Below are 14,588 nucleotides of genomic sequence, written 5' to 3' on the forward strand. Positions count from 1 at the left end.
ATCAGCGGCAACAATATTGTCAAAATTACTTCTAAAAAGTTACAAACATGATAAAGTGGGTATATATCTGTATAACTTTTGTAAAGATATTTTAAAAGGGGGAGCTTTCTCAATGGCCACAATTTTGCGATACCGAAAAATCGTCTGGGTTTTTATATTATTATTACTATTTACTGGAATATTTACATATTTTCAGTTGCCAAAACGTGAAATACCAGAAATAAATGTCAACCTGACTTCTCTTTCTACTGTCTATCCAGGAGCTACACCTCAAGAAGTGGAACGAACAATTACCAATCCTTTGGAGTCTGAACTTTCATCTATCAATGGAATAGAAGAAATCTCCTCAGCTTCCACTACTGGATTTTCAACTATTACTGCTACGCTTGCCGACGGGGCAGATAAAGACAACGTCAACTCTAAAATTCAGCAGGCAGTTTCTGATGCTTCACGGAATTTCCCTGATGAAGCAAAGTCGCCTGAAATAGAAACAGACCTGATGATGTCAGCTGCTGCTTCTTACCATCTGATAGCGGATAATTATGAAACTTTATATAACCTTCATGGGACTTTGGAGAAATGGAAAGAGGAACTAACTAATATCAATGGGGTCGAGGCAGTCGAAATTAAGGGGCTTCCGGATAGAGAAATAAAGTTGACCCTCAATAACGAAAAGCTGAACGATAATAAAGTGTCCCCTTTTCAAGTGATTGACTCCGTCAACAAAGAGTTGGCTCCTGATGCTATTGGTACTACCGAGAAAAATGATAAAATTTATCAATTGGTTATGGAAAACAGGACTAATATCGATAGCCTTACGGACATAAAGGTAGCGCAGGGGGAAGATGGACCCATATTGGTTCGCGATGTGGGAAAAGTCAATACCGATACGGTAGAGCCAGAAGACTTAATAACCTTTGAAGGCAAACCGGCGTTGTCAATCACTCTTTTGGCTGAAGAAGGCGTAAATATGTCATCGCTGCAAAGCGAAGTATCCAACAGTGTTGACGAGCTTTCTGCTGATTTACCTGATGAGGTGAAGACAGACAGATTCTATACGCAAAATACGATCATAGAAGAAGTGTTCACAAACCTGCTGACATCCTTTGCCGTTTCACTGTTAGCGGTATTTTTTATCATGATCATCGGCTTACAGATCTCCTCTGCCATTTTGGTAGGTTTAGCGGTACCTATATCCATTATCATCGGTTTGATTCCTTTGCCATACACTGGGGTAGACCTGAACCAGATTTCGATAATCGGAATGATCATAGCAATCGGGATTCTGGTAGACGATGCAATTGTAGTAAACGATAACGTCCAGCGTCGCTTACAACTTGGAGATGCCCCATTAGAAGGGACAATTAAAGGAGTTAAAGAAGTAGGTCTCTCCATCATCACTTCTACTTTGATGATCATATTCAGTTTCCTTCCGTTAACCTTCCTGTCTGGAAGTAATGGTGATTTTATCAGAGCGCTGCCGATGGTATTGATACTGACAATTATCGCTTCGACAATAATGGCTCTGACTTTTATTCCAACGATACAATATGCCCGTAATAAAAAAGCTTCATCCAAACCGGGCAAAAAAGCCGGGCTTCTTGGGGGAGTTTTTACCAGAATGGAAAATCTTTATGCAGACCGGCTTCTTCCTAAAGTGACGAAACGTCCCTGGACGACTGGTTTGCTCGGTTTATTAGCCTGTGTCCTGCTGGCATTGCTGATTCTTAAAATACCTTTTGAATTTTTCCCAAGTGCTGACCGGCCGGAGGTCACCGTTTCAGTGACATATCCCCAAGGTACCACTCTGGAGGAAACCAAAGAATCAATTGAAAAAATGGAAGAATTTCTGGTTGATAATAATACTACCATAACAGAAACTGCAGTATATGCAGGAAGCGGTCTGCCTAACTTGTTCAGTTCCGGCCTGGAAAGATCCGGTGAAAATACAGGACAATTATTGGTAAGGATCGACAGGGAGAAGACAAGTGCAACAGCTTTTATCAATGATTGGGAAAAAGAATTGAGAAGTGAATTCGAAAACGCCGAAATCTTCTTGGATACTATTGAGTCTGGTCCCCCTGCTTCACCACCTATCGTGTTGAAAATTCAAGGGCCGGAATTGGATCAGCTCATCCAATTCTCCAAAGATATCCAATCCCGTTTTGCCCAGCTGGAAAGCTTAGATTTGACTACCCTGAACGCAGGTAGTGAACAGCCGTTTATCCGTTACCAGCTCGATCGGGAGCTGCTGGCTGAAAACAACATTACGGACGAACAGGTAACTTCACTTTTACAGGTCGCAAATACCGGGATACCGATGGGGATATTTGATAACGGTAAAGAACGGCTGCCTATTACTGCCATTGTAGATGATGGGAAAGTAAATGGAGTGAATCTCGAAGATTTACAGGTCACTTCTCAATCAACCGGTCCCAATCAGAATCCATCAGTAAAACAGCCGTCGTCAATTTTCTCCCTCGAGGAGATTATTACAAAAGAGGAATTTACCCAGGCAGGGGCAATCCCCCATCTGGATGGAAAAAGAACCTTCACCCTGGAGGCTTATCCTAAAAAGGGCGAAGAAACAACATTCGAACGAGAAGCAAATGACTTAATTGCTGAGATAAAGAAAGAGGTACCCGAAGATTATCAGGTATTTCAAACTGGGGAATCAAATGCCCGAACGGAATTTTTCATTGAAGTGGCAAAACTGTTCGTAATTGTTTTATTTTTGATTTACTTGACGATTGCGATTCAATTCAATTCCTTGACGATGCCACTTTTGATTACCAGTTCGGTATTCTTAGCTGTAACGGGTGCAATCATCGGTTTGTTCGTATTCGGTCAGCCGCTAAGTTTCCTCGCTGTGTTAGGAATCGTTTCTTTATCAGGGATTGCGGTAAGGAACTCCGTAATTCTCGTGGAATTCATCGAACAGAACCGTAATCGTTATGAGACGATTGTCGAAGCAGTAACACAGGCTGGAAGAGCAAGGTTAAGGCCGATCATTTTGACTTCTTTGACTTCTATCGCCGCACTTGCACCAATTATTTTTACTGGAGATGTATTATTTCGACCATTGGCCATATCCATTGTCTCCGGGTTGTTATTCTCTACCCTGCTTACATTGTTGCTTGTACCAGCTTTTTATTTGATGCTCTTCCGTATTAGACGCAGGTAATTTTTCATTTACTTCCTTAGTAATTCTTCTGTCAATGGAGATACTATGCAACTAAGGAGGGTGATTGAATGGGACGCGGAAAAGGATTCAAGGCAAAGAAACAAAACCACGAACATGAAAAACCAAAAACAGCAAAACGGTTCGCAGAGTCCGGGGACCAGGTTAGAAAGATCCCGGAAGGCACTTCCATGAAGGAATAACAAAAGGGACCACTCATCGGTCCCTTTTAATATTTCTCCAATCATTCATGAGCATATCCATGACATAATGGACGGAATGGTTGAGCTCCTGATAACGCTTCTTTTTCACATCGATATAATAACTATGCAAAATCAATAATTCCACATTTTCATGAGTGGACTTCACCTGGTTCGGGTGGACATTGACTTGTTTGTCTTTCACAAATTCCTCTGCTGTCTCAAGCCATTTGTCATTTAACTGGAACATAGGTGCTGTTTCGGTTTTGACTTTTTGAAAAAATTCATGATCATTTCGATCAGCTGGTCCTTCCTGGGCCTCATATCTGGTTCGCAACTTTTCAACCATGTCTTTAATTTGAATTGTCAATTCATTCAGATCGGTCATTCTATTTCACCCCTTCCCCTCTAGCCTATCACGCATGGGGAAAACGGTACATCCAGAGTAATCAAATCAATCTTGTCTTTCTCCCGGCCATAGAAAATGACTTTTCCATGTGCAGATCTTTTTGGTTGCGTTTGAGGTCTTTTATTTCTGCACGCATTGTCAGGATTTCTTCCTGCAAACGATCGATTTCTTTTCGATGGGCGACCGCCATCGTGAATACTACCTCATCCGCTTTTAAGGAAATCTTTTGTTCCAAACGCTGCATGTCATCCATCATATCAATGATGGATTGTTCGAACTGCCTACGGGATACACCTTGCTGTCGTGCTTTTGCAGATACTCCCATGCACAAACCTCCTCTTATGCTTTGTTACTATAATGAATTCTAGCTTCTCCCCTCGCCTCCTTCATAGCTGACAAAACTAGAACTTATCTTACAAAAACAGCTATCGTCAACATCATAAAAATTGCATTTCGACAAAGAATAGGGATAAGGAGGGATACATCAATGAGTAAAAGAGACCAAAAACGCACCGAAGCCCAAAATAAGAAAAACAGTAAGAACAACCACAGTAACACAGGCAACCCTAAATTAGACGGAAAAAACCATCCTGCTACATGAACCAGCAGTCACACAAACGGGGCTGGCGCTTTATAGCTGGCCTCACCTTTGAGTTAAAGATATTAGCTCACTCATCTTCAGCAAAATTTTCTTTTTTACATAATACCTTTTTGGAGCACTTTCGGGAAAAGGAACTTTAGCCTCCCACCACTTTTGCTTCAACCCCCTTAAGCGATGCCAATCCTCCCGAATATTGTCTTGATGCTGGATGATTGGATAAACTTGCTTCAAAGGAGGGGCAGGAATTTCAGGAAGAGTCAGGAACTGCTCATACTCTTCCCTGCTTCCCACAGGTTCCACGGTATGAATAAATTCAAGAAATGTTGGTAACAGTCGGGGATCAAAAAGAAGATCAGTTAACGTATTTCCAATCGCAATCCGCTGATCGATATGTGTGAACTTATAAATGGGAAGTCCATATAATTCACCACTTTTCATTGGAAAGATGACCACATTCAAACGTAAAAAAGATTCAAGCAAATATGGTACGCGATGAAAAATCCGGCTATGAAAGTACGGCTGCTGGATAACGGGATTTTCAATGACATTTTGTTCATTGATGATCAGGGCTTTGACAAGACGATCCACATTTGCCGTTTCCCAGAAACGCAGCCATTCTTTGATCATGAAACGTGACACATGAAAATCATTTAAGCATTCGAATAAAGGCTTCCCCTTCTCCTTCGATAGCTGGTAAATGAGGAGCTGCGGAAAAGCGTCTGAAAAAATCAGCCAGTTCGCCCGTTCATAGGTGGAAAATAATTGCTGTCGCTGCTTTTCGTTCAGCATGTTTTTTATGGGGGGGATGACCAGATCTGTCATATTCCACCCTGCATTTCTGGATACTATACTTGCCAGCAGTGCCCAGCGAATTTCCGGGTTTTTTAAATAATAGTTTTGATATGCAAGCGTTCGGGTAATGTTATCCGAGTTATGGACAGTTGTTTTATACTTAACCTGCTGGATTATCTCGCCAAGAAGCCGGGATGTCACGTTCATTACCTCCTTATTGATTTATTATGTATCATCGTCACCGTTATAATTATCAATGCCAAAATATTTTAGTTCTCATTTTTAAGAGAAATTTGGTATGATACTCTCATGGTGGGAGGTATGAAGATGAATTATCCGAATGGGAAACGGAGCGCAGTCTCTAAAACGGACAAAGCTCCGAAGAAGCCGGATTTCAGCAACAGGGGAATGACGCTTGAGGAGGATATCAATGTAACCAATGAATATTATTTAGCATCAAATACTGCGGTGATCCATAAAAAACCCACCCCAGTCCAAATTGTGCGTGTGGATTACCCTAAACGCAGTGCTGCTGTCATCAAAGAAGGTTATTTTAAACAGGCATCTACTACTGATTATAATGGGATCTATCGAGGCAATTATATTGATTTTGAAGCTAAGGAAACGAGGAATAAAACATCCTTTCCATTAAGCAATATCCACCAGCACCAAATTGATCATATGAAAGCAGTACATGACCACGGCGGTATATGTTTTATGATCATTCGTTTCACGCCGCATCAGGAAACATTTTTTTTATCCGCTGTGAAACTTTTTTATTGGTGGGACGAACAATATAACGGAGGGCGAAAATCCATTCCTTATTCTTATATTCAGCGGAATGGAAAACTTATACCCTTTACGTACCAGGCCCGTGTAGATTACATTCAAGTCCTTGATAAGCTTTTTTTCTAGAAATGGAGGAAATGAGTTATGGCAAATGATAGCCAGTCTCGAACAGCAAGAAGAAATAAAAAAGTCACGAAAAAAATCAATTTTAAAAAGGTGCTCATGGCACTGCTCATTTTAGGAATCTTCCTTATGATTGGTGTAGGGAGTTTATTTGCCTACTATGTTTCAGGTGCTCCTGAGCTTGATAAATCGCAATTATCTGATCCAGTCCCTTCAAGGGTTTATGATATGAACGGAGAGCTATTCGCAGAGTTAGGCAATGAAAACAGAACGAAAATCAGTTACGGTGACCTGCCTGATGTTTTGATTGACTCAGTAATAGCTACGGAGGATGCACGCTTTTTTGAACATTCAGGTATTGATTTCAGACGTATCGTAGCTGCTGTGTGGAGCAATATCACCAATGGTTTTGGATCCCAGGGGGCAAGTACCATCACCCAGCAGGTCGTTAAACGCTCCTTCTTAAGCCCGGACAAGACGCTTGAACGTAAAGTACAGGAACAATGGCTGGCGATCAAGCTGGAACAAAAATATTCAAAAAAAGAAATTTTTGAAATGTATATGAACAAAATTTATTATGATGCTGGTGCCTATGGTGTCGCTGAAGCTGCAGAAACCTATTACGGAATTACCGATTTGAGTAAATTGACATTGCCTCAGGCTGCATTGCTTGCCGGCATCCCACAGCGCCCGGCTGCATATAATCCGATAGACCACCCGGAAAACGCTAAAGAGCGGAGAGACATTGTGTTAGATTTGATGGTCCAGCACGGAAAGATATCGGAAGAAGAAGCAAAAAAAGCAAAACAAGTAAAAATCGAAGACATGCTGAACCCGAAAAAAGATACAGCCAACAAATATCAGGCTTTCCTTGATCAGGTACAGCGAGAGGTCAAGGCAAAACTTGATGGAGCCGATATCTACAAAGACGGCTTGAAGATTTATACAACGGTTGACCCGAAAGTTCAGGAAAAAATGGAAGAACTATTAGGTGAAAACAGCCCCCTTCCTTTCCCGGATGAAGAGTTGCAGACTGCTTCGACTGTGGTAGATACGCAAACCGGTGAAATACGTGCAATCGGTGGAAGCAGGGCAAAAGAAGGCTCCAGCAGTGGGTATAATTTCGCGATACAAGGTGGCAGACAAGCCGGTTCTACATTCAAACCAATCATGGCTTATGGACCCGCGATTGAAAACTTTAAGTGGTCCACATACCATCAGTATAACGATGACGGACCGGTGGAATTCAAAAACGGGGATGTAATCGAAAACTATAAGGAAAAGTATTATGGCTGGGTCTCCATGCGTGAAGCTCTTTATCGTTCTTTAAACAATCCAGCAGTAAAAACATTCCAGGAAGTAGGTCCAGACAAAGTTATTCCATTTGCTGAAGGCCTTGGAATCGAGATCGACAAAAATAAGTTCTACCCATCTGATGCTATCGGTGGCGGAAACACAACTGCTACACCGAAAGAGTTAGCAGGTGCTTATGCTGCTTTTGGTAACGAAGGCGTTTATAATGAGCCATATGCTGTGACTAAAGTAGAACTTCCGAACGGAGAAGAATTTGACTTGAAGCCGGAACCAAAAGCTGCAATGAGCAAATACACTGCTTATATGATTACAGACATGCTGAAAAGCGTTATGACAAATCCTAGCGGTACAGGACGTGAAGCCAACATTCCTGGTTTGCCGGTTGCAGGTAAAACAGGTACGACCAACTTTGGAGACGATGTCACACCGGATGCCTGGTTTAACGGATATACCACCAATTACACGATATCGACCTGGACTGGTTATGGAGATACGAACGATAGGCATATTCCAGAAACAGCTCAGGATATTCCTAAACAATTGTTCGAATCACTGATGACTACCATCTCCGAAGGAAAAGAGACGCAAGATTTCGTTAAACCGGATACGGTAAAATCGGTGGAAGTGGAAAAAGGTTCTCATCCAGCGAAATTGCCTAGTAAGTATACTCCAGCTTCTCAAATTGTCACGGAACTATTTGTTGTTGATAACTTACCGACGGAGACATCACAACAGTATGACAAGCTGGACCCTGTGTCAGGGTTATCCGCGGAATATAATGCAGATAAACACGTGATCGATCTATCCTGGGACCATCCAGATGATGATGTCCAATTTGAGGTCTATGTTTCGGTTGACGGTTCCGATAACAGACAAATTACAACCATGAAAGAAAAGTCATTGGAAGTCACCCAGATAAATCGAGGTTCAACATATGAATTCAGCATAGTAGCGGTCAATGATGATAGTAAGAGTGACCCGCAGTCAGCTTCAGTAACAGTCCCTGGCGGCGATGGTTCTGAAGAGAATTCAGAAGAAGGATCTCAAGAGAATCAGGATAAAAAAGATAAAGAGAAAGATAAGAAAGATAAAAACAAAGACAAAGGAAACGGCCAGGGAAATGACGATACTGGTGACGATTCTAGTTCCGGAGACAGCACAGAAGATGGTACCGGCTCCGAAGGTGGAACTGAAGACGGTTCCGGTACCGGTGATGGAACAGAAGGTGGTTCCGGTAGCGGCTCTGGTGACGGAACTGAAGACGGTTCAGGCAATGACTCTGGAGATAGTACTGAAGATGGTTCTGGTAATGACTCTGGAGGTAGTACTGAAGGTGGTTCCGGTGGCAGTTCAGGAGACAACACGGACGGTAGTTCCGGGGGCGACACTTCTGAAAACAGCTCGGAAGAAAACTAAAAGGGAAACCTTACTGTAAGTGAATATAATAAACATTAAATTACCACCAAAAGCCGGTAGACGGATACTCCATCTACCGGCTTCTTTTATTACGGATTTATGGTATTATTCTTTTTCTTCATTCGCTTCTGTCCTTCTCTGCATATTTCCAGCAGCTTGCATTGCTCACAATTCGGACGTTGGGCTTTACAGTGATAACGCCCGAAAAAAATCATACGATGGTGTGTTTCACTCCATTTTTCCTTAGGTATTTTCCGCATAAGTGTTTTCTCTACTTCTAATACAGAGTCTTTCCATCTACAGATAGCTAATCGTTTCGAAACACGTTCAACATGGGTATCAACAGCGATGGCAGGTTCATCAAAGGCTACAGAAGCCACCACATTAGCTGTCTTTCTGCCTACACCCGCCAGACTCTCAAGCTCTTCTTTCGTCCGCGGTACTTCTCCGCCAAACTTATCCAGCAGAGTTTCTGACAGTTTACGAATATTTTTAGCCTTATTCCTGTACAAACCTATGGAGCGAATGTCTTGTTCTAATTCTTCGATAGGAACTGCGAGATAATCTTCAGGTGTACGGTATTTTTGGAAAAGGTCCTTAGTCACTTTGTTGACTAACGCATCCGTGCACTGAGCAGAGAGTACCACAGCAATTAATAAGTCAAATGGATTCGAATGATTCAATTCACATTCTGCGTGTGGAAACATTTCTTCAAATACTTCCAGACAGTATTCGATTTGTTTTCTATTAAGCACCTGTCCATCTCTCCCCCCTATTCTTCCTCCAGCCAATTATAGTATAAAGATATATCCTTATTGGAGCGTGGAGTTACTGGCTGATCAGCATGCTGTTGACCTCTGAATTGTTTCCCAGCCTGTCTAGCCTGGTCTACACTCTTAATCCCTTTCTTACTCCACTCCCTAAGGATGCGGTCGATATACTTGAAATTCAATTTCCCCATCAAGACGGCTTCTCTGAGAGCGGCTTTGATTAGTGCCGGCTGCTGTCCATCTTGATCCAGCCAAATATTGATGGTTTCAATTTCGAAAGGAGATAATAAACGGCCGAATTCCTGTTCAAATAATACAAATAAATTCTCATGTGCTTCTTTATTAGATTCAGGCGCAACTTCTTTTTCGACAGTATACAGTTTTTCCCACAACGGCTCAAAAGAATAATATTCATTCAGAATACCGTCTTCATTTCTTTTTTGTTCAATCACCAGTATCTTTTTCTTGATCATATTACGGAGCAGGCGTGAACAATCCTGTTCTGTTCCAGCAGTAAATTGAGCAATCTCTTCTGGAGTAGGAAATGGGTTTCCCTCATAGTAGAAGCGTTGAACCTGAAGCAAAACTAATAATTCTGATTCCGACAATCCTAACGTCTGGTAATTCTTTAATAAGCGTTTGGATATAACCATCTGATCGTTCAATATATCCTGATATTGCTGATAATTACTCATGATTTCACACCTTAATGTATAAATACTGGCTGTCTTTTTTCCATCCGCTTTTCATAACACAGACCATGCCCGTCAAAAGAAGCATGGTCTATGAAAAACTTTATGGAGGCATCGATTCATCATGGATATAAGCGATTCAACAAGCGTGGGAATGGAATAGTTTCCCTAACGTGCTCTACCCCTGCTATCCACGCTACCGTACGCTCTAACCCCAGTCCAAAACCAGAGTGAGGAACGCTGCCATACTGGCGCAGTTGCAGGTACCATTCATAAGCAGGTCCCGTCAATCCATGTTCTTTATACCTTTGTTCCATCAATTCGATATCATCGATCCGTTGTGAACCGCCTATTATTTCTCCATACCCTTCAGGAGCAATCAAATCAGCACACAACACAACGTCCGGGCGTTTCGGGTCTGGCTTCATGTAAAATGCTTTGATTTCCGCAGGCCAATGAGTAATGAAAACGGGCTTGTCAAAACTTTCTGCAATTGCAGTTTCATGCGGAGCTCCAAAATCGTCACCCCATTCGACATCATCAAACCCTTTTTCTTTCACTAACTGGATAGCTTCATCATAGGTTATTCGCGGGAACGGAGCTTGTATCTTTTCCAGTTGAGCAGTATCACGCTCCAGTACTTGCAGTTCAATGGTGCAATTTTTTAATACGGATTGAACCACATGAGAAACATATTGCTCCTGTACCTGGAGACTATCTTCATGATCCATGAAAGCCATTTCCGGTTCTATCATCCAGAACTCAATCAGATGACGCCTTGTCTTTGACTTTTCCGCTCGGAATGTCGGACCGAAGCTGAATACTTTTCCCAGTGCCATCGCAGCTGCTTCCATGTATAGTTGTCCTGATTGGGACAGGTAAGCATCTTCATCAAAGTATTTCGTATGGAATAATTCTGTCGTACCTTCTGCTGACGCTCCTGTCAAAATCGGAGGATCTATTTTGACATAGCCTTGCTCATTGAAAAATTCATAGGTCGCACGGATAATTTCATTACGGACCTTCATTACAGCGTGCTGTTTTTTAGAACGTAACCACAAATGACGGTGGTCCATCAAAAATTCTGTTCCATGATTTTTAGGGGTGATCGGATAATCAACCGCTTCATGAATCAATTCAAAATCACTTACCTGCATTTCAAAACCAAGCGGAGAACGCGTGTCTTCCACAATGGTCCCTGTCACATAAAGAGATGATTCCTGCGTCAGGCTTTTTGCTTCCTGGAATTTTTCTTCCCCAATTTCAGCCTTGACTGCCACTCCCTGCATAAAGCCCGTTCCATCTCTCAGCTGCAAAAAAGCTATTTTTCCGCTGGACCTTTTGTTAGCAAGCCAGGCCCCAATTGTCACCTCTTTGCCTACATGTTTGTGCACTTCTGCTATTGTCGTTTTCACAATGTTCCCTCCACCTGCTATGAATTATTTTTTTCTACAAATCGTTTGATTCGTTTTGCTGCTTCTTCCAATTGATCTAAAGAAGTAGCATACGAAAGCCGTATATTTTCTGGTGCACCAAATCCTGATCCCGGTACTACCGCTACTTTCTCTTCTTCCAATAATGCTTCCACCCATGCATCTACCGTCTCAAAGCCATTCTGCTCGCTGGCTTTTTTGACATTGGGAAATAAATAGAAAGCTCCTTTGGGCTTTACGCACGATACACCAGGTATCTCAACAATCCAGTCATATAGCTTTTCCAAGCGTTCAGCGAATGCCTGCTTCATTTTATTAACCTCATGTTCATCCGTGGTATAAGCGGCAAGTGCAGCGTACTGTGCAATCGAAGTCGGATTGGATGTAGAGTGGGATGCCATGCTTGTCATCGCCTTGATGATGTCTGGATCACCAGCTGCGTATCCGATTCTCCAGCCCGTCATGGAATGTGATTTTGATACCCCATTTATAACGACGGTATGCTTGTACAATTCATCTGATAAGGAAGCAATCGACACATGCTCTTCTTCTGAATAAATCAGTTTTTCATAAATTTCGTCAGAAACAATAAGCAGATTATGCTTCATGCAGACTTCTCCCAGTTTTTGCAATTCTTCTTTTGTGTACATCATACCTGTAGGATTACTTGGGGAATTAATAATTACAGCTTTGGTCTTTGATGATATAGCACTTTCTAATTGTTCTGGAGTGATTTTGAATCCATTCTCCTCTTTTGCTTCAGCAAACACCGGCTTACCTTCTGCCAGTTTTACTTGTTCCGGGTAACTTACCCAATACGGAGTCGGAACAATCACTTCATCACCAGGGTTCAGGATAACTTGAAATAAAGTATATAAAGCGTGCTTTGCCCCTGTCGTTACGACAATTTGTGTATCTTTATAATTTAAGCCCTGATCTTTTGAGAATTTCTCAATAATGGCCTGCTTCAAATCAAGGATACCTCCCGATGGAGTATACTTCGTCAATCCCTGTTTCATCGCATAAGAAGCTGCATCCAAAATATATTCTGGGGTGTTGAAATCAGGCTCTCCTGCACCTAAACCGATAACATCATGTCCATCTGCTTTCAATGCTTTCGCCTTTGCTGTTATTGCTAATGTACTGGATGGTGTCAAAGCTTGTACCCGGCTTGCTAGTTTCATTTTCTCCACTCCTCCTAAGATCGTTTGAATGCAAATTGCTGATACCGTTCTCCTGACTTGGCATCATAATGAGCAATGACGTATCTCCCCTGCTCATCTATGTAAGTCATTTCCCAAACTGCTTTTTCATCTTCATATCCTAGCTTAATATCTTTCCATTCGCACTTATCACAATTATCCTGCCATGCTTTATTTAAACTGGCTGCGTCGACAAGCTCTTTTTTCTCGACATACGTGACCAGCCTGTTGTTTTCCTTACCGATAAACGCATACGCCTGTTTACCGGACCTTGTTCTCCCTGAAACAATGTGAAGCACCTCGTTACCGTTATACCTTTGAATGGAGTCGATGTCAATCAAAGCTGTTTCTTCAATAGCTGCCTGCTTTGATGCTTCATACCCTTCCTGCTTATCAGCCATGATACCAGTGTAAAACCAGTACGCAGCAACGATTAAAACCATACCGATGACGACACTGCCCAGAACTGTCCATTTTACCCAATCAGGTACGGTAGATCGTGAAGACTGCTGTGTCCTGATCATCATCATCCAATGCCAACCCAAACATTAAATTTTGTTCTTTCAATGTACGATTCAACGTATCGACGATTTTGTACAAATCATCACTATTCTTAATTTTAACCGTTGAAAGTGTTTCGATTTTATTCCCCATTATTGATTCCTCCAAAAAAATCTGTTCATCTCAATATTTGCTACTCATATAAATGTCAGTTTAACGGACAATATTACTGTAACGTAAAGTCATCACCTTTATCATTATAACAGTTCACCTGACAAAATTTGATGGTGAATTCCACATAAACTAAAATAACCTAACCCACAACCATCCTGTGCCCGGCCTTTCGGGCACAGTTTTTTTTAATCGGATGGTACATTGTATTGGTCTTTGTCCATTTCAATGGTGGTGGTCCCGGTTTGCTCGAGACGGTATACATCCATCCAGAAACCGTGCATACGTTCAATTAAACCGTCATTCATCGAGTTTCCGTGTCTTGTGAAAATCACTGCCATATGAGGATCTGTTTTTTCAAGAAATTGTTCCGTGGGTGCGCTACCTGTGCCATATTCACCGATTTTTAAAATTTGAAAAGGTGGTAATGTCTTTTTTGTAATATGGATTTCTTCCTTGATATCACCTTTTGCGAAAAATATGATACCTGTTTCATAAAAGGATACATGGAGCGCCATTTTTTCGTCTTCCGTGAAAATAACCTTTAATGAAATACCATCCAAATTTACTTCATCATCTTCTTTCCAGTTAGTAGTCATTACATCTGCTTCCGGCTCACAATTGGATTGCATTTTTCCTGTATGATAAATTTCCTCTACTTGATACTGGTCAACCAGGCGATCCATGTTTCCACAATAGTCATCGGTTTGGCCAGTCAAAATTATCCCTTCGATTGTTTTAACATGAAAACGCTCTAATTCCTCCATCAACTGCTTATAACTGTCTTTTGAGCCTGTATTGAATAGATAATATTTTTTTCCATCGGTTTGGAGCAATGTCGCTTCTCCATCAGGCAAATTAAAAAATGTGATTTTTGCTTGACTTTGCTCTTTTGGTTCGTAAAATGATTCTTCTGGTTGACTTGCTCCTGCCATGACAAGACTTACCAGTAACAGAAACAAAAATCGTAACATCTGCATCCCTGCTATCTTCA

At 41.6% G+C, this 14,588-nt stretch carries 14 protein-coding genes; 4 read left to right on the forward strand and 10 right to left on the reverse strand.

All coding sequences use genetic code 11. From position 1 onward, the window contains the following. The first annotated feature begins 112 nt into the window (after nt 1-112). Both P855_RS0107550 and P855_RS22640 read left to right on the forward strand, forming a co-directional pair. Complete coding sequence (locus P855_RS0107550; protein WP_028782996.1) at nt 113-3,184, forward strand: efflux RND transporter permease subunit; 3,072 nt, start codon at nt 113-115, stop codon at nt 3,182-3,184. Nucleotides 3,185-3,252: 68 nt separating this feature from the next. Next, entirely contained in the window at nt 3,253-3,384 is a 132-nt protein-coding gene (locus P855_RS22640) for a hypothetical protein (protein ID WP_268744482.1), read from the forward strand. A 13-nt stretch (nt 3,385-3,397) separates the two neighbouring features. On the opposite strand, the gene P855_RS0107560 is transcribed toward P855_RS22640, so the two are convergent. The 3 genes from P855_RS0107560 to P855_RS0107575 form a co-directional block, all read right to left on the reverse strand. After that, nucleotides 3,398-3,769: a DUF1798 family protein gene (locus P855_RS0107560; RefSeq protein ID WP_028782997.1), complete on the reverse strand. Its 372-nt coding sequence runs from the start codon at nt 3,767-3,769 to the stop codon at nt 3,398-3,400. A gap of 61 nt (nt 3,770-3,830) precedes the next feature. Beyond that, nucleotides 3,831-4,115, reverse strand: a complete 285-nt coding sequence (locus tag P855_RS0107565) for a hypothetical protein (protein WP_028782998.1) — start codon at nt 4,113-4,115, stop codon at nt 3,831-3,833. 318 nt (nt 4,116-4,433) lie between these two features. Continuing rightward, nucleotides 4,434-5,384, reverse strand: a complete 951-nt coding sequence (locus P855_RS0107575) for a DUF2515 family protein (RefSeq protein WP_051353118.1) — start codon at nt 5,382-5,384, stop codon at nt 4,434-4,436. 126 nt (nt 5,385-5,510) lie between these two features. Here P855_RS0107575 and recU point away from each other — a divergent pair, with 126 nt between their 5' ends. Both recU and P855_RS0107585 read left to right on the forward strand, forming a co-directional pair. Beyond that, the gene (gene recU / locus P855_RS0107580; protein WP_028783000.1) at nt 5,511-6,098 is read left to right on the forward strand and encodes a Holliday junction resolvase RecU; all 588 of its coding nucleotides are present in this window, start codon (nt 5,511-5,513) and stop codon (nt 6,096-6,098) included. 18 nt (nt 6,099-6,116) lie between these two features. Continuing rightward, nucleotides 6,117-8,825, forward strand: a complete 2,709-nt coding sequence (locus P855_RS0107585; RefSeq protein WP_028783001.1) for a penicillin-binding protein 1A — start codon at nt 6,117-6,119, stop codon at nt 8,823-8,825. A gap of 89 nt (nt 8,826-8,914) precedes the next feature. On the opposite strand, the gene nth is transcribed toward P855_RS0107585, so the two are convergent. From nth to P855_RS0107620, 7 genes are all read right to left on the reverse strand, one after another. Further along, nucleotides 8,915-9,580, reverse strand: coding sequence for an endonuclease III (nth, locus tag P855_RS0107590; protein WP_028783002.1), 666 nt, complete (start codon nt 9,578-9,580; stop codon nt 8,915-8,917). Between the two features lie 17 nt (nt 9,581-9,597). Continuing rightward, on the reverse strand, nt 9,598-10,290 hold the full coding sequence (locus P855_RS0107595; RefSeq protein ID WP_028783003.1) for a DnaD domain-containing protein: 693 nt from the start codon (nt 10,288-10,290) through the stop codon (nt 9,598-9,600). Between the two features lie 119 nt (nt 10,291-10,409). Continuing rightward, entirely contained in the window at nt 10,410-11,702 is a 1,293-nt protein-coding gene (asnS, locus tag P855_RS0107600) for an asparagine--tRNA ligase (protein ID WP_028783004.1), read from the reverse strand. 17 nt (nt 11,703-11,719) lie between these two features. After that, entirely contained in the window at nt 11,720-12,904 is a 1,185-nt protein-coding gene (locus P855_RS0107605; protein WP_028783005.1) for a pyridoxal phosphate-dependent aminotransferase, read from the reverse strand. A 14-nt stretch (nt 12,905-12,918) separates the two neighbouring features. Beyond that, nucleotides 12,919-13,452, reverse strand: a complete 534-nt coding sequence (locus P855_RS0107610) for a DUF5590 domain-containing protein (protein WP_152526194.1) — start codon at nt 13,450-13,452, stop codon at nt 12,919-12,921. Continuing rightward, nucleotides 13,406-13,576, reverse strand: coding sequence for a YpmA family protein (locus tag P855_RS21765; protein ID WP_084315639.1), 171 nt, complete (start codon nt 13,574-13,576; stop codon nt 13,406-13,408). The genes P855_RS0107610 and P855_RS21765 overlap by 47 nt, the downstream gene beginning before the upstream one ends. A 206-nt stretch (nt 13,577-13,782) precedes the next feature. Further along, complete coding sequence (locus P855_RS0107620; protein WP_028783007.1) at nt 13,783-14,568, reverse strand: hypothetical protein; 786 nt, start codon at nt 14,566-14,568, stop codon at nt 13,783-13,785. Nucleotides 14,569-14,588: the final 20 nt, after the last annotated feature.

The sequence above is a fragment of the Thalassobacillus devorans MSP14 genome (assembly GCF_000496835.1).
Classification (GTDB): Bacteria; Bacillota; Bacilli; order Bacillales; family Halobacillaceae; genus Thalassobacillus; species Thalassobacillus devorans_B.

What these genes read in the sequence shown, in the direction of transcription:
- P855_RS0107550 (WP_028782996.1), top strand. Translation starts at nt 113, where the DNA reads ATGGCCACAATTTTGCGATACCGAAAAATCGTCTGGGTTTTTATATTA.
- P855_RS22640 (WP_268744482.1), top strand. Translation starts at nt 3,253, where the DNA reads ATGGGACGCGGAAAAGGATTCAAGGCAAAGAAACAAAACCACGAACAT.
- P855_RS0107560 (WP_028782997.1), bottom strand. Translation starts at nt 3,769, where the DNA reads ATGACCGATCTGAATGAATTGACAATTCAAATTAAAGACATGGTTGAA.
- P855_RS0107565 (WP_028782998.1), bottom strand. Translation starts at nt 4,115, where the DNA reads ATGGGAGTATCTGCAAAAGCACGACAGCAAGGTGTATCCCGTAGGCAG.
- recU (WP_028783000.1), top strand. Translation starts at nt 5,511, where the DNA reads ATGAATTATCCGAATGGGAAACGGAGCGCAGTCTCTAAAACGGACAAA.
- P855_RS0107585 (WP_028783001.1), top strand. Translation starts at nt 6,117, where the DNA reads ATGGCAAATGATAGCCAGTCTCGAACAGCAAGAAGAAATAAAAAAGTC.
- P855_RS0107595 (WP_028783003.1), bottom strand. Translation starts at nt 10,290, where the DNA reads ATGAGTAATTATCAGCAATATCAGGATATATTGAACGATCAGATGGTT.
- P855_RS0107605 (WP_028783005.1), bottom strand. Translation starts at nt 12,904, where the DNA reads ATGAAACTAGCAAGCCGGGTACAAGCTTTGACACCATCCAGTACATTA.
- P855_RS0107610 (WP_152526194.1), bottom strand. Translation starts at nt 13,452, where the DNA reads ATGATGATGATCAGGACACAGCAGTCTTCACGATCTACCGTACCTGAT.
- P855_RS21765 (WP_084315639.1), bottom strand. Translation starts at nt 13,576, where the DNA reads ATGGGGAATAAAATCGAAACACTTTCAACGGTTAAAATTAAGAATAGT.
- P855_RS0107620 (WP_028783007.1), bottom strand. Translation starts at nt 14,568, where the DNA reads ATGTTACGATTTTTGTTTCTGTTACTGGTAAGTCTTGTCATGGCAGGA.